Origin of the sequence: Natronosalvus amylolyticus (assembly GCF_024298845.1) — an archaeon.
Classification (GTDB): domain Archaea; phylum Halobacteriota; class Halobacteria; order Halobacteriales; family Natrialbaceae; genus Natronosalvus; species Natronosalvus amylolyticus.
On the sequence record NZ_CP101156.1, the window covers coordinates 1,354,157 to 1,371,661 of the forward strand.

Genomic DNA, 17,505 nt, shown 5'->3' on the forward strand with positions numbered 1-17,505 from the left:
CTAATAATTTCTGGCACAGTTACAAATAGTCGGAGTACCCCCTTCTCAGTATGGGTTCTGGGGATTCAATCGACCGATCACATTGTGACGAACTTGAGTTTCCTTCCGGTGCCTCTCGAGAGGATTGTCTCACCGCTATCGGCGCCGTTCAAACGTGTATCTACGGGCATGACGGAGCGACAAAAGACGAGATTCTCGAGATCCTCGTTCCTGAGGAACAGTATCCAATCGCGGTTAAAGAGAATGACGCATAATGTCAATCTGAAGAAAACGCTTCCCTATAACCGAATTTCCTCGTAGGTCTCGACGATCGAGAGGTCACACTCAAGCAATGGCTCGAGTTTCGGGCTGCGACAGTCGAGTTTGACGCGTTCGTTCTGCCAGTCAAGTTCGTCTTTCCCACGCCACACGCCGTGGACGTTGACTGCCGGTAATTCAAGCACCCCAAATAACAGCGCGAGCAGATACAAGAGGTACTCAATTTCCTCCCAAGTTGCCGTTGTTTTCTGGGGTACGTCAGCCGGGAATTCAATGTGATGTGCGAGAAGCGTGTGTGCCCGGGCTCGTTCGACGAAGTTCCGATCATTACTCAACAAGAGCATCTGGCAACGCTGATTGTGATCATATTCGTCGTACGCGGCCACGATCTTGTCGTCGTCCCGGTCACATTGAATCTCATCGGCCTGCTGGATGTCTCGAATCGCCCGGTAGGTGAGCAATCCAAGGCGACCAACCCGGGCCGATCCGAGCGGTTGATTCCAGTATTCCTCAAAGGAATCACCGAACGCGTCAACAAACGGTTCTGTTTCGTGGCACTTGTGATCCCACGTCAACTCATCACGAATTCCGGTTGCTAACACTAACCCGTTCACATAGCCGACACCTTCCTCGGGATCACGTAACCCGAGAATCCGGTCAATTCGCCACGGCAAGAGATTCGTATCCAGGCCAACGAACACGGGTGGGTGCCCCGCAAGCAAATCTGGATCCCCGTACCGGTTAACAAACGTCTTGACATCATCGTAGTTAATGATCGGGACGACCCCACTTGCCATCACCGCGTTGATGTACTCACGTCGGCTCGGTAAATCTTCATAGACAGTTGTCGGGTGATTTCGACCAACGTCATTACGGGCACGAGCATACGCTTCACCGCGCTTCGAAAACCGAATCGTACACTCATCATGGGCTCCAAGTTCAATCGTCAATAGGTTACCGACCTCATCCGATGGGTGCGAGACACTGATTCGGTCTTCGCCGCGGTCGTGCAACCGATTCAACAGCACTGTCAAGTTGTCTCGAGCGACCCGCATCTAGAACACCTCTTTGAAGTCGATCAGATCAATTGCACTCCGCGGAATCGACGCAAACGACTGGCCGTAGTAATCCTGGCTCAACACATGCGTGTAGTAGAGGTGGTCAACGTCGTATTCAAATCCTGCCCGGAAGCTTATGATCGACCAGAATTTTCGGCCTGGGGTAACGTCAACTGCGATTTCTGCGTTGGCCTCCTGGGCTGCTTCGATTCCTGATTTGAGATAATCAACGATCCCGGCGAAATCGAGTTCGTCCTCGAGGGACTCCACGGTGACTGATGGTTCATCTCCACCGTGGGCAGTGACAATCGTCTTCATCATCGTTGTTGCTGGCCCACTCACATACTCTATTCCAGGGTTATCGAGAAGGTAGATATCAGTCGGCAGGTACCCTTCATGACAGGCTGCATTGAGTGGATTGATTATCGGGGCGATACTCGTCGATCCGTTCGTAATCCATATGCTCTCCATCGGTTGGAGGATGTAGATGGTAGGCAATAAATGCCAAAGTACCGGTGGGCATTGTTTTGATGTTCTTGTCAGGTATGTAAACGCCAGGGCGATATCGACGTCGAAGTGCATACAGACCTTCACAACACCATAGCGCACTGTCTGCCATTCGTAACCACTATAACGAACAGTTGCTTCGATGGAAATACCAGTAACTCACTAGGTATTTTCAGAACTTATGTCTCAAGAAATGATCAGAGATGGGTCGCTAAGGTACGTAAGTGTTGAAGTGGAACGTATGGTAGATGGGCTTCAACTGGATGAGTCAGTTGCAAAGCAAGCGCTGAGAATCTTCAGGCTTGTCCTGGATTCGGAATACTCCTATAGCCATTTAGACGACCTGAGTGCAGCTTGTCTGTACGGGGCTGTACGTATTATGCGAAAGCCTGTGACGATACGTGATATAAGCGATGTCGCTCGGGTGCGGGAAAAGCGATTGAGTACAGTTACGAAGAACGTTTTCAATGCGGTTGATTTTGATCTCCCACCACAGCGACCGGAGATTCTAGTAGAATCATACCTCAATGATATCGGTATTCCAGAACAATATCATAGTAACGTGCGAGAGTTGGTTGAGGCGGCCAACGAACACACCGAATTACGAAATAAAGCTAATACGACAATCGTTGGCTCTGCCATTTATGCAGGAAGCGTTCTCTATGGATACGAATGTTCACAAAAAGAGGTTTGTCAGTCAGTAGGCACAACACAGGTTACGATACGGAATAACTACAAGATAGTTCTAGATCAGCACGAGAACGAGGTACCTCGTGATCAACGTCGATTCACCAGTTTCAATAGTGCCGTCGAGACGTTGACAGCGGACTTGGATCTTCCAGAATTAGTTGTTGAACGCGTAGACGCTCGCGTCAAACTAGCAAAACACGATCTATCGGGAGGGATCAGTGTTTCTGGGTTGGTTTTAGGTGCGATTTACGTGACTCTTGAGGAAGAAGGTGGATACGACGATCTAGTCGACGTTGGACACTTAGAAACGTATGCGGTTGCTCAAGACCAAACAATTCGAAAGTACGTTGATTACTTTTCATGATTGAGGAATCAGAAGTTACAGTTACCGATTGCGAACAAATTCGCAGTGAGTACAGTCATAACGAGGGACTTGAGGCCTTATCGGCAAAGGCCAATCTGGAGTTGCCAGTAATTCGATATCACCTCTACGGGGACTGTGATCACACGACTGATGTTGACCCGGTTAAACCTCCTGTCGAACACCGAGTTTCACTGGCCGAATGTAACCAGTATCGGCGACGGGTTCAGGGGGGTGAGTCTCCACAAGATATCAGTGACGAAATCGACACACGATGGCGCACATTAGTGCGTCATCTGGCGGGAGAATGTGATCACGACTGTGAGGTTGAACCGCTCGAGCTTGTAGATCTTTACAAACACACGGAAGTCCCCACTGAGACCTGTGAGGAATTTAGGCGTCTGTACCACGAGGAGGGTCTTGACGTCTTGACCATCGCAGGAGAGAGCGAGTTCACTTACCAGACGGTATTACGCCATGCTAACGGACGATGCTCTCACGAGACCGATGTAGAGCCAAAGCCTGTCTTAAAACGCGGCGAGAATATTGACCGTGAGACCTGCAAACAACTCCGTGAGCGATGGCGATCCGACACAGGTCTGACCTTTGATGATCTCGGCGACGAATTCGGCTGTAATGGAGAGACTGCCGAGCGGCACGTCAAGTTCAAGTGCCCTCATCCACACGTGGAAACCCTCGTTGAAGAAATGGCAGAGTTTGACGATTTGCTTTCAGACGACGATGAACCCGTTGGGTTCGATCGTGGAACGATTCTCGAGGAAGCAACCGAAGATGCCCTCGATATCGAAGAAGCCGGAGTTGACGTGGTTGAGCCGGGCCACAGTCGAACTACGACTACCCGTATTGTGAGAAATTCCGAGCCGGCAACCGACCTCAAAGAAGCGTACGAGTTCAGGTGCCAGGTGTGCGGGCAGGTACGACACCGCGACGGTGGTAATCTCTATGCCGAAAGCCATCATCTCCGCCCACTCTCACCTCCACACGATGGACCTGACGTCCCCGAAAACGTCTTGATCCTTTGTCCGAACCATCACGCAGACTTCGATTACGGGGTTATCGCGGTTGATCCCGAAACGTTAGAGATCCATCATTCATATGATGAATCTGTCGACGGTGAGCCTCTCACGGTAATTGAAAGCCACTCTATTGAGAAATCACATCTCGAATACCATTTCGATGAAATCTCAGAAATTGGTGAGTGACGTGCTCGAACGGGGTGGATTTGAGTGCCGACTTAGTCATGACAGATTTGTAGGAGATCGATTTTACCCCATAACGGGAAAAATAACGACCCTGACTATGGGTGGTTCAGGGGACAACGCGTTAACTCGACAATCGAAACTAAACTTTGGGGGTGATTTGTACAATGGACTTGCCTGACAACAAGCCAGCTTCCAGTAGCGCTGATGGTGTCGATGAGAACGTGGGAATTGAAGATGAAACACTGGATGGACAATCAGCCAATACAGTTACCGAACAAGGTAGTGACCAGCAAGCTAGCCCCCTCAGGAGTAGGCCGGTAAATGAACCAGTCGATGACGCTGACGACGAGTCGTCATCAAATGCTTCGAGTACAGGATCGGATTTCCTCCTTAATGAGGAAACGCTCGAATCCATTGAGGATGATAAGTTCGGCCACAGGGCATACGTAGATACGTTGGAGGAAATTATCTATCGAGTCAATCCCCCGTGGCACATCGGACTATATGGTACATGGGGTTCCGGGAAGTCGACAATTGTTAACCTCTTGTATCGCCGAATCCGGGCAGCTCAGTCGGATCATAACAATTACACTGAATTTAGAGAACAGTCCGTAGAAAGCGAAAGGGTGTTTGAAAACACGCTGTGTGTCAAGTTCGACGCTTGGAAACACGCCGAAGGCTCAGTTCGAACGGAGCTTCTCTTGGATCTCAACCAATCTCTTGGGGAAGAACTGGATCAACGGTTCAACCAATCAGGTCAATCAAAAGATAACCTCACATCTGGTTCCTCCAAGGGTCGTGAGAGTGACAAGAAAAACAACCGTCGTACTCTTCACGGTCGCTCTGGTGGCGTTCTTTCCTCTGAGACCTTGATTGAGGAATTGTACGATGTATCCGAGATTACCTCAGAAGAAAGTAAACCACTCAGCCAGGCAATTCGAAATCTTGACTCGTTCCACTTTGTCGTACTCTTCACACTTGCGGTACTAGGATCCCTTCTTTTAATACCGACCCAGGTACAGGCACCGTTACCTGAGTCAATAGGACCTCTTTCACTTGCTTTCATCCATGGACTCCCCTGGAACCTGATTGCATCACTTGCAATTGGTGTCCTCACACTGATCGCCGGAGCGTACTTAGATACCCTGTTCTCGGACTTCCAAGATACACGCCGAGATGTCCACAAGACGCTCGCAAATCCTCAGAAAGACTGGTCAGGCGCTTACGAAAATCTCTTCGAATCGTTGATCGACGAGACGAACGCACGTTACCGAGAACTGCAATCACGAAATGACCCCGAAGACCTCGAAAAGATCATCATCACGATCGATGATCTTGATCGGTGTTCAAGCGAGACAACGTACGAGATTCTGATTGCACTCAAGTCATTCTTCCGCCACGAAAAGTGCATTTACATTATTCCGTGTGACGAAGATGCGTTGTACAAACACCTCGAGGCGGCCGATGACGGCGATTACCTCGGTGATACGCGAACACAGCAGAACTTTCTCGCGAAATTTTTCGAAACTGAACTCGAAATTCCAACTCCATCCCAATCGCGGCTCGAAGACTATTTCAAGAACCGTGTCGATCAAATGAATCGGTCATTTTCACAGCGGAGCCTTCAAGTTCTCTACGATGCTGGTCTTACAACACCGCGACGAATAACTCGTGCGCTCAATCGCGTCGCAACGCTCGAAAAGCTGGCAGAAGCTAGGGGGCTTCTTGAATTGCCTACCGAGTCTCAATCAGTAACTCCTGATGAGGCAGGTGATAGCGTAGGGATCACCAATAACGAGGCAAAGCGTGCCTTCTTGACAGCTATCGCCGTACTTCAGAAGGATTTCCCACGGTTGCATGCAGAGTTAGAAACTGATCCATATCTTCTCGATGAGATTTATGCAGAAATCGAGAATGACGTCTCCACGAACACCCGTCAGGGGATTACGCGTGTACTGGATCAAATTAATATTCCTCCGGAACGGCGGAATGAGCTTGTTACGTTCCTAATCGATATCCGTGGCGTAGTCAAGGAGATTGAAGATCCGGAACCTTACCTTCGACTGAGCAGTACCGATCGAGACCGTGTGAAAATGTTCCAAGCGCGGTTCGATAGAGGAAGTCACGAATCCATTCAAAAACTGATCGCAGAAGCCACAGAGAATCTCGACAGTGACCATCAACAGTCGTCGCCTATAGGTGCTGAACCATCAATGACGCCACCGGAGTCTTCAGAACTCCGTGAGTTTGCAAACTATGTCGTCCGATGTGTCGAGGAAGATAAAACACAGTATCGTACGCTTGAGACAGCAATTCGTATCACTGGCGAGTTTCCTGAACAGGAACGACGTGAAATTGCCGACGCTCTTCTTGTTGCACTGAAACAGGGCCAAGTCCGTGCACTATTATCTGGGATTCAATTCGACTCACTCGAGCCGATCCTATCGTCACTTCCACAGGAACGTCGAACCCAGTTCCTCGATTACTACATGCGATCGATACTTGACGACGATGGTCTCAGCGAGAAGAATTTCGCATCCTTACTGGAGGTACCGGGAGAATTATTCGATGATATCGAAGTCCAGGATGCGTTTGTCGACACTATTCGTAATGGACGCCAACAGGGCACCATCACATCAGCTGAATACGCCAAAATTCTCGCGGATGTCCGCGAATACAAGCCGGAATTGTACACTCCTGAACTCGTAGAGGTGAAATTATGATGGAGGCTATCGGTGACGACTCGGGGATCCACCTGATTCCCTGTACAAGCAAGGAAGAGAAGTCCATTTTCAGCCGATTGGTCGAGAATGGGTTAGCTGAAGCAGAGGTGCGTGCAGAAGCCTCGGATACAACGGACACTCAACGAACAAAGGATGTACAGCAACGTGCTCTGGAATCGGAAATCGATGCACTGCAGTCGGCTACAGCCGGTGGAGAACGAATCAAATGCTGGCCGATTCAGGAGTCCACTTGGGATCAACACCACTTCTCGAAGAACGATGTTGCTCTCTTCTACCAGGGGACGTACCGCTATAATTACGGTGGTGTCGTCCTTGGTGCAGTCAAAGCCCCAACGGTTTCAGCGGCTATCTTCGGTTCAGAAGACGACAAACAATCCAGGCCATATTTCCTTGTTTTCGGAGACGTATACAACATCGACATCCATAGTAAGGTTCTCGCTGAGTATGCAGATCACGATCTGGATTATATTGTCTCGCCAGTCAGTCTCTCGAAAGAGAACAGGCGGGAAATTGCTAAAGACTACGGTGCTATTGAAGAGTTCGTCCAGAAGGCCCGGCTCGGAATTGCGACCAGGCCAATGAAAACCAAACTGGAGAATCCTGTCATCGACAATGGCGAGCCATTGGAGCTGATTGAGCCGACTCCTATCAGCGAGAACGATGACGCCGATGACCTGAGCGAAGATACGACTAGTGTAGATCAGGTGGAGTCGGTCGAGACCGATCCAACAGATACTTCTCCGGAAGATGAAACTGCTGACAGAACGCCGGGTGATGATGTAGACAAAACCGATACAGGGTCAATTAATACGTCGGCTGGCAAGACGAGTGATGACGCAGAAATTGATGAGCCTGGTTCTACAGGCACCGTCAGTGAAGAACTGCCAGATCTATCAACTGGTACAACATTCGGTGGTAAATCGGAGACGGAGTCCGGAAAAAACCGCATTTCAGACGAGATCACAGCCATTCAGGCTTCGCTTAAAGAGCGAAAATTGGTTACTCTTGTCGGTCCAAAAAACACTGGAAAGCGGGCCATTGCTCACCAAATAGCAGACAGATGGCTCGAGGACAAAGGGCGTGTCAAACCCAAAAACCGTGTAGCAGTCACTAACTTCCGACCGGATCTGACATACCGAGAGTTTGTCGTTGGTCATTCCACTGAGACTGAGAAGAATCACGTGCCAATTACTGGTGAGTTTGGAAAATTCTGCGATCTAGCTGCTGCCGATGAACTCCAATATCAAAGTACCGAGAGTGAAAATCCTCCTCGGTACGTTATGATCATAGAGGATTTTCACGTCGTTGATGCGACAACGGTCTTTGGAAACCTCTGGCAATTGCTACAGCCAACCAATCGAGGCAGAGAGAACCGAGTGGCAGTTACAGGAACGGAAACGAATCTCTGGATTCCCGAGGAACTCCATGTAATCGGGATAGTTGACACGAACTACGCAGACACCCAACTCCCTCCAGCAGTGAGACGGAACTTCCACGTCACTCGAACCATGCCCGACTACGAAACCCTGGCGGAAACGTATGGGTTCAACACATTGAGTGAGCTAGAAACGGCAACCCTGAGTGGATCGTTTGAAGCGACATCCGTTCTAGCGCTTAAGGAGTTGAACGAGCGGATCCGTGAATCGGAGAGTCTCGGCCCAGATTTCCAGCTTGGTGAAAAATACCTTTGTAATGGCACGTTCGAGTATAGGCCGCTTGAGGAGACAAGACTCAAACGCGCCTGGTCACAGGAAATATTCGCTGATGCGGCCATGTACTATAAGGGAGGTGTGCAATCGATGGCATCTGATTTACTCGCAGAAATTCACCCTGGGGAAGTCTCGTTGCGGACTATTCGGTCTGAAGAGGTAGTTAGTACTATCGTGGATTCGCTGGCTTACGCCCAGTTAGATGTATAGGCATTGATAGTATCGACCCTCTCGAAGAAGAACGACGACTCTTTTATCTCGCATTAACTCGGGCAAAAAACGACGTTCTAATCCAAACTCAACGCAACGAAGAATCGCGGTTCATTAAAGAAATTCAAGGCTTTACAACAGAAATCACGCTTCCTACTCCGTCAGACAACTACGCCAGCCGTCGTCACGATTGAGCTATCAAAAACCACGCCGTACAGCCGCCGAATCCGATGCTGACGAACAAGAAACGTTCCGCGAGGAGTTCAAAAAAAACGCCGGGAGTTGGACGCCACAGTAGTCTGCATCGATCAAACCAAGAAATCCGTGCAAGTCGAGCCGCGTGCGGCGTGGTTTCCCCGTGGCACGCGGCCGTCTGTCGAATTATCCGGTCAACGCGACTAGACGTGTCTGTTGGGCGCGATCACCGAAGACGGTGATCGCTATTTCTCCAGATTCGAAGAGTACGTCACCGCCGACCACGCCAGACATTTCATTCTTGCATTATGCAAAGAGTCCGAAGATGATCTGCTCATTGTACTAGATGGAGCGCCGTATTTTCAGGCGTCGGCCGTCACGGACCTGGCGGCCCGTGACGACCTCGCCTTCGTCACGTTACCGACATACTCGCCAGAGCTGAATCCTGTCGAGGAGTGCTGGAGACAACTCCAGGCCGCTCTCAGCAACCGCTTCTTTGGGTTGCCCGACGATCTTACAGCAACGATTGATACAGCTCTTGACCAGCCCTCTATACCAGAGGTGGGTAATTATTTCTATACCTACTATATTTCTTGCTGTTCGTCTTGCACGAATCCGACAAACTGACATCAGTCGAGACTTTGGACTCCGGTCGAATCGCCCTCGCCGAAGTCAGCCGCTTCAGACCGCGATGGTTCACGCCGTCGTTCGTCGTACGCATCGTGCCACTCTCGGATTACCGGGCGACTACCCGCGCCGTGCGGGGTGGTCCGGCGTCGAACCTGGATCAGTGCCGGCGTGTTCATCGCGTCTCCAGAGACGACTGCTTGCCCAGGAGTCAATCCTGGCAGTTCCCGCAGGACATCCTCGCCGGCGGCTTCGACCGATTTCTTGATTGCGTCCTGATCGTTCGGGTTCTGGATTTGCATCGAGATTTGCGTGCCACACTGTGACAGGACGTCCTGATCGATTTTCGACGGGCGCTGACTGATAATTCCGAGGCCGAATCCGAATTTACGGCCTTCGGACGTGATCGTTCGCATGATCCCCAGTGATGGCGCGTCGCCGGATGCTGGAGCAAACCGGTGCCCTTCCTCGAAGAGCGCAAAAATCGGTTGTTCGATTTCCGAGTCGCGGCCTCGTACGTCATCGAGGCGTTGTCGGTACAATCGACGCAACAACACCGTCGTGATGAGTTGCTGATTCCACTTATCCAGCGTGTCCATCTGGAGGACTGTGCACTGGCCCGGATCGACGATCTCGGTCAGTGGAACGTTTTCTTCGGGATCGAAGAGGTCGTTCCGTTCTATTGACTGTCGAAGTCGCCACTCCAAAGCACCGACACTCGGGTCATCGTCACCGTATCTCTGTTCCATCTCATTGATGAGTTCATTGACTCCCCACGTTCGACTGTCTCGACGTTGCATCGCCCGCCAGGCGGTCGAAAGTCGCTCTTGCATCCGGTTGCTCGGGTTATCCAGGATCGCCATGACGTCGCCGATTTCCAGTTCTGAGATTCGAACGCGGAGTCGCTCAGGGTCGTAGTAGACGACGTCCGGTTCGTACCCGTCGTTGCCCTGAAAGCCCTCCGCACCCTGCATTTCCGCGAGCGTGTCGTATTCGCCGTGCGGGTCGAACACGAGCAGAGATGCGCGTGCGCTGGGTCGCATCATCTCTTCGATGAGAATTGATGCCGTGTACGATTTCCCGCTCCCTGTCGAAGCGAGGATTGCCAGGTGCGTCGAGGCGAACTCCTCGATCGGGATGTGAAGATTTGTCGCTTCCGGCGGCCGATTCAAGAGCCAGCCGACGTGTGCGACCCCTTCTAATTCCGTGACGTCCGTTTCGTCGGTTTCACAGCCGAGGTTCGGCAGCACGGTTTCGAGTGTTTGATCTGGCGCGATCGACAGCGGCGTTCCCGGGCTGGGGAGTTGTCTCGGGTTAGCGAACGTCGTCATATCGGTATCGTAGTACCCGATAACCGTCGCTGTCAACCGGTACAGTTCCGCATCAGTAGTTGGGACACCGAGCGTTGCTGCGACCGTCTCCGGGCCGACCTCCGGATCCGCGAGGAACCCGTCCGGAAGCCCGCGAATCAGTTCACGGTTCGTCACGCGAGCAAACACCGCCCGATTCTCATCATCAACCGGTACGGTGTACGTGATGAACTCCCCCGTCTTGATCGATCGGTCTGCCGGGGCGACGAACACAAACTCGTTCGGATCATCACCCGGCCCAGCGACCGTCCCAATTACGTTTGCACGCCCCGACATTACACCACCCCGCGGCGTTCCCGCGCTTGCCACTGAACGTTCTGTTCGACGACATCCAGCACGCGTTGATTCTGGTCATCGTCCGCCAACATACCGCGTAACCGCTCGATTAGTGTGACGATGACTTCAGCGCCGAGATCACCCGCAACGTCGACGAGGCGATCCATGTACGCTAACTGAATCTGGTCGTCGACAGTGTGGAACGCAACTGTGACCTCGTCTGGGCAGTGGAACACCGTGTCCTCCACTTCTAACGTCCAGCGCGGCATCCGATGAGTCGGTTCCGTGATCGTTCTGTCATCGGTGATGGCCGCGGTTCCAAGTAACGCTACGCCGGCGAGCGTCGTTCGCTCTTCGATATACCCAGGTGTGAACTGGGCTTGATCGTCTTGCGCTAACCGCGGGCCGGTGCGCCCCTGGTCAGGATCGACAAGTTGCGTGTCGTAAATCACGCCCATCACCGCGTACTCGGTTCCATTCACGGTTTTTTTGATGAACACGGGTTGCCCGAACTCGCGCTCGTGGAGTTCCGGTGGCCGAGTGCAGTCCCGGTCTTTGAACACTTCGACCACGTAGTCGAGATGGCTGTTCGAGGAAACAATACTCCCAATCCGGACACACGAGTCCAGATCCGGCGTGTCTACGTCTGATTCTGTCATAGGTTCGGTTGTCATCGTCGTCGGAGTTCTTTGCTCAGGGCTTTCGCGTTCCATTCTACGGGCACATCGTTCGATTCGCCCCACCGCTGGACGATCCGGTAGAATTGCTGTCGGTCGCGGTGATTCAGCACCGCATCACTGTCGGCTTGCTGGAGAATTTCCGGGTACCCGCGACCGATCCCGGCTTCTGCACGGACAATTTCGACAGTATACTCGTACATCGAATCATACCCGTCAGGGCCGTCGCTGCGACACAGCCACCCAGGGAACTCGATCCGGTCGAGCCCGGCTCCGGGCGGCACGTTCAGGTACGAAAACAGGATATCATCCCGGAACTCGTACCGCTCGCCCTCGTACGTCGTTTGCAACGCGTCGATACTCCCATCGCGTTTCGAAATGAACGGAATCGTTGTGTCCCCCCACGGACTCATTAACTCAGTCAGGACGTGCGCGTCCGGGATGACGCGGTCAGTCCCGAACTCCTCCCGTAACAGGAGCCGCGTCTTCTTCACGAGTTCAGTTGCACTCGAGCCGGCGACGTACCCGACCAGCGGGATTTCGTGGTGTTGACTGGCGGCGATCACTCGGCTTAACGTTGAGATGTATCGCTCGCGCGTCTCCGGTTTCAACGGATTCGCAAATGACGCGATTAGCGGCCCGTCGTAGAACACGATCGGTGTCTGCTCAATGTCACCGGCGACACGAGCGTCCGCGAGTTCCACGAGTTGCTCGATGAGGAGCGCTCCTTCGTGCTCGAATCGGTGATGGCCGACGAGTTGTGAGTCGACGAACCGGTAGTCACCATCGTCTGATTCCTGCGTAATCTCATCAGGCGTCAACAACCGCCCGTGTACATCGCGCTCTAGACGACCATCGGCGTGATGATAGTTGACGGCCCACGCCGCCTGCACGTACGAGAGTGGGACATTGAACTGCGTGGTCGGCGGGAGTTGCGACCCGTCAACGGCCATGACCGGCACGTCGCGGAGAATGGTGCGCGCCCACTCGTTCACCTCCTCGTGGTTTTCCCACCCGTCACTCTCAGGATGAGGTTCGATGATGCTGTCTACGTCATCGAACTCGTCGGTCGGGTACGCTCCTGGGTACGATGCATCCTGCAACGCTTCACGGATCTCCTCACTCGTCCACTCCTCAGGAAGCCGCTGGAACGCGTCCTGATACCGCTCAACGACCCCTGAATCGTCTTCCAGGTACGCCTCGATCGTCCCAACATTAGCTTCTAACTCGGCAGCAACCCCGTGCTTGTCAATCGGCATTAACTCACGGTCACCTCCGATGTCTGCCGGTCTTTCTCCACGGTGATCGTGTAATCCGTCATCGAGTCGAACGTCTCATCGTGACTGATGACGGTGAGTTGCTCGAAACTATCCAACTGCTTCAACTGCATCACGAGATTCCGCTTTTTCTCCCGGTCGAGATTCGCCGTCGGCTCATCCAGGAACGCCACGCCGACCGACGCTAACTGTTCCAGAATGGCGAGGCGCACCGCGAGTGCAGCCGCCATCTTCTCACCGCCGCTTAGCGTCGAGAACGATTTTCGCACGTCCGCATCGTGCACAACGATCTCGTAATCACTCGTCCACTCAAGCGTCTCCGCGGACGCACCGCGAATCGTCCGGAACAACTCGTTCGCCCGCGTCCCAATCCGGTCTGTGATGATCTCCCGCATCTTCGGCCCGGCTTTCCGAACGTTCTCACGCACCCACTCCGCGAACTGCTGATCTGCCTTCAACTCCTTCAACTGCTGCAGCTTCGCCTGACGCTCCTCCAACTTCGCCTCTAACCGCTCGATCTTCTCGCGCGCATCGCGGAGATTTCCTTGCTTCTCTTCGAGAGAACCTTTCGATCGGTGAATCTCGCCTTTGAGATCGTCGATAGCCGACTCCAGTGCCTCCAGTTGGTCCTCGTCGAACGACGCTTCCGTCTCATCAAGCTCGGCCGTTGTTTCTTCCAGCTGATCTTCGAGGTCGGTAAGATCGGCCTGCAACTCGTTGACCACCTCTTGACGATTCTCAACTTGTGATGCCTGTTGCTCGTGCTTGATGTACGTCTGATGTGCTTCCTCCGTTTCCTCAAGCGTTGCTCTGACCTCGATTAACTTCTCGTCTAACTCTTCGTACTCTTCCAACTCGTCTTCGATCTCATCAAGTTCCGCGGTAGCAGAATTGAGATCCGCACGCTTCGTTTCCAACTTTTCCGGCGCGTCGCCATGTTCTTTAACGCGGAACTCAGCGGTCTGATACGCTTCGTACGCTTCCTCCAAGTCGGCCTTCTCTGCTTCGAGTTCCGGGAGCTCTGCCAATGCGCCTTCGAGATCAGTGAGCTCTTTCGCTGTGTCTGTCTTCTCATCCCGCAAGTCGGCAAGATCGGCTTCCAAAGACTCGATCTTGTCACGATGGGTCTGGAGAGAATCGGCACGCTGCTTGACCTCCCGTGCATTTTCCCGCCTCTCACGCAGGTCAATCAACTCCTCACCAAGCTTCTCGCGTTCCGTCTTGATCTCGTCAATCCGGGCTTCGCGCTGTTCAATCGTGTCCGACCGGTGTTCTTCACGCAACGGACGATCACACGTTGGACACGGCGCATCCACACCCGCATCACGCAACCGTTCCAACTGCTCTTCAAGCCGTTCCCGCTCGCCTTTCAGTTGTTTCCGATCTGCCTTCAGGTCACTAATCTCCTCATCGAACTCGTCCGGATGTATGGTCGCTTCCCACTCCACTTCGATTTCTTCGACCGTCGTTTTCAGCGACTCAATATTCTCTTGTATCTCGTCGATCTCGCTACCGAGGGTCTGAATTTGCTCTTGCAGTTCCTCAACCTCACCCTCGCGTTGTTGCAGCGAGCTGATCTTATCCTCAAGTTCCTCAAATCGTTCTTTCTCATCCTCCCGCGCTTCGAGCGTTCCCTGTGCCGACTCTAACGTTTCAACGTCATTCTCAAACTGCTCAACCCCGAACTGGATCGCCGAAATCTCTTGTTCTTGCTCCGTTTTCCGCTCGACGAGTTGATCCCGTTTTTCCTCTTGTTCCTCTAACGTGTCCAAACGCTCACTCGCTTGCTCGTACTGCAGATACCCGTCACGATTCGCTTCGCATTTCTCCTGGGCACCCTCGGCAGCAGCAAGCTCCTCCTCGGCCGTTTCTAGTTGCTCCTCTGTCGCCTCAATTTCCTTCTCCAACGAGTCGACCTTCCCTTCGAGATCCTCAATCTCGTCTTTGACAGCTTCTAACTCCTCGTACTCCGCTTCTTTCTCAGACAACTCGCTCTGTTTCTGCTCGATACGCGTCTTGATCTTCTCCACTGCTTCAGCGAGCGTTTCCGCTTCCACTCGCTCGTCTGGCAGGCTCTGTACCTCACCAGTCAACGTAGCGATTTCATTTCGAAGATCTTGCTGTTGCTGCTCGATCGCGTCCGGGACGTTTTTGAGATGGTTCCATGACTCCTCGTACACATCAAGGTTTAGCAACGCGTCGAACGTCGTTTTCCGATTCCCTGCAGTTTGTGCGAAGTCGGAAAGGAATCGTGTCTGCGGCACCCCGATACACGACTCCCAGAGACTCTGCAACTCGCCCCCATCCTCAACGCCTATCCGGGCGCACAACCACGTCATCAACCCCGATTTCGAATCAATATCCTGGTCTACCCACTCGTCGCTCGCAGCATCGTACCGATGCACGCCGTAGTGCGCTCGCCCGACCGACCTAGTGACTCGGAATCGGTCCGTCCCACTCTCAGTTGCTATGTCGAACGTGACCTCAACGGTTCCAGAACTCACACCTTCGCGCACGAAATCCTTGTTGTTGAACGGCAACGAATCGAACAACGCGAACCCGATCGCTTCCTGGATCGTCGATTTCCCCGCACCGTTTTTACCGAGAATCGCCGTCACACCGCCTTCAATCGGCACGACCGTTCGATCCTCATACGACTTGATGTCCTCCAACGCGACTTCCGTGATTCTCATTCGTTCACCACCTCCGGAACTTCATCACCCTCATCCAACGATGCATCACCTTCCGCAGACGCATCGTCAGTACTGTCGCCGAACGGATCCTCATCGATATCGAGTACGACGTTCTCAGCGAAGTCCGGGAACAACTCACGTCGCGCTGAACTCACCGACTCACGGATGTCCTCAACTGCTTCCTCAGCTTGCGCCATCTGATGCGCGTTCCCCAGCACGCCAGCCACATCCGAGGCTTGCTCAGCGTAAACCGACTCTTGCGTAATCGTTTCGAACACACGGTCTTCCAGCGCCGCCGTGTTCAACCGCCCGTCTTTGAACACTTCCTCTTCATCAATCTCCGAGATGAGTTGCTGCACGTTCGCAGTTCGAATCCCCGTGTTCACCTGCACGTACAACGCGTCACACTGTTCCTCGGCGGCGGCCGCGAGGTCGTCAGTCCGGAAGTCCCCACGACTAAACTGTAACGTCCCCGTGAACCGCAGATCAATAATCGGCGATCGAGGCTCCCCGTGCGCCGTGTACGCCGACTTCTGACAGTACTTCTCAACCGCCACTCGTTCGCTTTGAACGTGTTCGCGGAACGCGGACTCTAACTCACCCGGCGAGTCGTACGCCGTCACATCGAACTCGATCCGGTAATACGGTCGGCGTTTCGTCTCATGATGCGTCACGTCGAAGTTAACCGCCTCACCACTTCCAAGCGCGTCAGGCTTCACCGTCAACGAGTAATACCCGTGCTCCCAGTCATCTCGCCCCTCCCGCGTGTTGTGCGCCTCCGGCGACCCCGGATTGAAGATCCAGTCACTCGCTTCGTACCGCTTATGAATATGCCCGAGCGCAAGGTAATCCACCACGTCCTTCACCTCCCGCAACTCAGCGTGGGTTACCGTTCCACCTAACGTCGGTACCTCATCCTCCATCCCGAAATGCGCCAACAACACCGTAAACGCCGGCTCACCGTACTCCTTGTTCGTCTTCCGGATCCCGTTCGCCACTTGTTGTAACGCCTGCCCTGTTCGAGCGCCACGCCACTGTAATCCGAACACGCGAACCGGGCCATCACTTTCTGTTGTCTCGATATCGTAGAACCCCGCGTACTCACCTGGCTCATCAGGATCATACCGTTCGAACTGTGCCGTCTCAGGATCCGTCGACAAGTCCGCCTTCAAGAACACGACGTGCCCGCGTTGATGCAAGTAATTCAACCACGTCACCTCCCGCGGCGTCAAGTTCTCGTCGTGATTCCCGCGTGAGACCAGTACCGGGACGTCATCCGGAACTTCGGCGAGTACCTGCTCGGTTTGATGAAGGATTTTCGGGCGGAGATCCCGAGAGTGGAACAGGTCCCCGGGTAACAGGATCGCGTCTGTTCCGCCATCGTCGATCATCTCTTCGAACGCGGTGCGTGTGGATGACACCATATCGTCCTCACGTTGTGTTAATCCGTACTGGCGATGCCCGTGATGCGTGTCCGCGATGTGTCCTAACGTCAACATTGTCGGTAAATCATGGTAAATCCGTGTTTCGCTGAGAGCGGCACCAAACCACCTACCTGAAACTCTATACCTACATGTAACTGCAGGACTATTAAACGTCAGTCAACCAGGGTGAAAGTGAACATCAGAGT

13 protein-coding genes and 1 pseudogene are annotated in these 17,505 nt (G+C 53.1%); 7 read left to right on the top strand and 7 right to left on the bottom strand.

Going from position 1 to position 17,505, the window contains the following annotated elements; genetic code table 11:
• Positions 1 to 50: 50 nt before the first annotated feature.
• A complete protein-coding gene (locus tag NLK60_RS06370) occupies positions 51 to 254 on the top strand; it encodes a hypothetical protein (protein WP_254810048.1) in 204 nt (67 codons plus the stop codon).
• A 24-nt stretch (positions 255 to 278) separates the two neighbouring features.
• Here the strand turns inward: NLK60_RS06370 and NLK60_RS06375 are convergent, their stop codons facing one another.
• Positions 279 to 1,055, bottom strand: coding sequence for a hypothetical protein (locus NLK60_RS06375; protein ID WP_254810049.1), 777 nt, complete (start codon positions 1,053 to 1,055; stop codon positions 279 to 281).
• A 258-nt stretch (positions 1,056 to 1,313) separates the two neighbouring features.
• Positions 1,314 to 1,898 carry a hypothetical protein gene (locus NLK60_RS06380; RefSeq protein ID WP_254810050.1) on the bottom strand — a complete coding sequence of 195 codons (585 nt, stop codon included), beginning with the start codon at positions 1,896 to 1,898 and terminating at the stop codon, positions 1,314 to 1,316.
• A 166-nt stretch (positions 1,899 to 2,064) separates the two neighbouring features.
• Between NLK60_RS06380 and NLK60_RS06385 the strand changes: the two genes are divergently transcribed.
• The 6 genes and pseudogenes from NLK60_RS06385 to NLK60_RS06405 all read left to right on the top strand — a co-directional run.
• Positions 2,065 to 2,877, top strand: a complete 813-nt coding sequence (locus tag NLK60_RS06385; protein ID WP_254810051.1) for a transcription initiation factor IIB family protein — start codon at positions 2,065 to 2,067, stop codon at positions 2,875 to 2,877.
• Positions 2,874 to 4,097 carry an HNH endonuclease gene (locus NLK60_RS06390; protein WP_254810052.1) on the top strand — a complete coding sequence of 408 codons (1,224 nt, stop codon included), beginning with the start codon at positions 2,874 to 2,876 and terminating at the stop codon, positions 4,095 to 4,097. Before NLK60_RS06385 ends, NLK60_RS06390 begins: the two co-directional genes overlap by 4 nt.
• 164 nt (positions 4,098 to 4,261) lie before the next feature.
• Positions 4,262 to 6,820 carry a KAP family P-loop NTPase fold protein gene (locus NLK60_RS06395; RefSeq protein ID WP_254810053.1) on the top strand — a complete coding sequence of 853 codons (2,559 nt, stop codon included), beginning with the start codon at positions 4,262 to 4,264 and terminating at the stop codon, positions 6,818 to 6,820.
• Entirely contained in the window at positions 6,817 to 8,760 is a 1,944-nt protein-coding gene (locus NLK60_RS06400; RefSeq protein WP_254810054.1) for a 5-methylcytosine-specific restriction endonuclease subunit McrB, read from the top strand. Before NLK60_RS06395 ends, NLK60_RS06400 begins: the two co-directional genes overlap by 4 nt.
• A gap of 11 nt (positions 8,761 to 8,771) precedes the next feature.
• Positions 8,772 to 8,954: a 3'-5' exonuclease gene (locus tag NLK60_RS19675; protein WP_425499075.1), complete on the top strand. Its 183-nt coding sequence runs from the start codon at positions 8,772 to 8,774 to the stop codon at positions 8,952 to 8,954.
• Positions 8,951 to 9,582 (top strand): annotated as a pseudogene (locus tag NLK60_RS06405) (IS630 family transposase); the annotation flags it as partial. The gene NLK60_RS19675 and the pseudogene NLK60_RS06405, both read left to right, overlap by 4 nt.
• A 2-nt stretch (positions 9,583 to 9,584) precedes the next feature.
• On the opposite strand, the gene NLK60_RS06410 reads toward NLK60_RS06405, so the two are convergent.
• From NLK60_RS06410 to NLK60_RS06430, 5 genes are read right to left on the bottom strand one after another with little or no spacing between them, the layout of a single operon-like run.
• Positions 9,585 to 11,228, bottom strand: coding sequence for an ATP-binding protein (locus tag NLK60_RS06410; protein ID WP_254810055.1), 1,644 nt, complete (start codon positions 11,226 to 11,228; stop codon positions 9,585 to 9,587).
• Positions 11,228 to 11,887: a DUF8166 family protein gene (locus NLK60_RS06415; protein ID WP_254810056.1), complete on the bottom strand. Its 660-nt coding sequence runs from the start codon at positions 11,885 to 11,887 to the stop codon at positions 11,228 to 11,230. Before NLK60_RS06415 ends, NLK60_RS06410 begins: the two co-directional genes overlap by 1 nt.
• 11 nt (positions 11,888 to 11,898) lie before the next feature.
• Positions 11,899 to 13,164 carry a DNA double-strand break repair nuclease NurA gene (locus NLK60_RS06420; protein ID WP_254810057.1) on the bottom strand — a complete coding sequence of 422 codons (1,266 nt, stop codon included), beginning with the start codon at positions 13,162 to 13,164 and terminating at the stop codon, positions 11,899 to 11,901.
• Positions 13,164 to 15,875: an AAA family ATPase gene (locus NLK60_RS06425; RefSeq protein ID WP_254810058.1), complete on the bottom strand. Its 2,712-nt coding sequence runs from the start codon at positions 15,873 to 15,875 to the stop codon at positions 13,164 to 13,166. The genes NLK60_RS06420 and NLK60_RS06425 overlap by 1 nt, the downstream gene beginning before the upstream one ends.
• Positions 15,872 to 17,374 (bottom strand): metallophosphoesterase family protein, encoded by a 1,503-nt coding sequence (locus tag NLK60_RS06430; protein WP_254810059.1) that lies wholly within the window; start codon positions 17,372 to 17,374, stop codon positions 15,872 to 15,874. The genes NLK60_RS06425 and NLK60_RS06430 overlap by 4 nt, the downstream gene beginning before the upstream one ends.
• Positions 17,375 to 17,505: the final 131 nt, after the last annotated feature.